The sequence below is a fragment of the Phaeobacter sp. SYSU ZJ3003 genome (assembly GCF_041300735.1).
Taxonomy (GTDB): Bacteria; Pseudomonadota; Alphaproteobacteria; order Rhodobacterales; family Rhodobacteraceae; genus Phycobacter; species Phycobacter gallaeciensis_A.
Genome location: NZ_PXNU01000167.1, coordinates 1 through 411 on the forward strand (window position 1 = coordinate 1; position 411 = coordinate 411).

The following is a 411-nucleotide window of genomic DNA, read 5'->3' on the forward strand; positions in this document are numbered from 1 at the left end:
TCTCTCCATTTTCCGCATTGGTTCGCGCTTTCTGAGCTTCCTTTACATGCTCCGGCCAGGTGGACCGAATATAGCCCAGCACGTTGCGGATCTGCTGATCCGTCAGGCTGTCGCCAAACCCCGGCATGCCGCTGTCGAACTCCATGCCCTGCTGGGCCATAAGGGCCTTGCCGCCCAGCTTGGTATAGTTGAACAGCAGGCTGTCCGAATGATGCCAGGTGTGCCCCGTTTCATCATGCGGGGGGGCGGGCAGACGCCCGTCGGGGCCGCGTGCGCGCCAGTCCGGCTGGCCTTCCAGCTGAGCCCCGTGACAGGCAGCGCAGGCTTCGGCGTAAAGGGCCTCGCCCTCGGCAATGTCCAGCCCCTCGGCGCCGGAGGCCACCGCCGGATCCTGTCCTTGCAGCATCCAAA

1 protein-coding gene is annotated in these 411 nt (G+C 64.7%); it reads right to left on the reverse strand.

Features of this window, described 5'->3' with window-relative positions:
* A partial coding sequence (locus tag C6W91_RS21255; protein ID WP_370571627.1) for a cytochrome c occupies nucleotides 1-406 on the reverse strand: 406 nt, incomplete at its 3' end.
* Nucleotides 407-411: the final 5 nt, after the last annotated feature.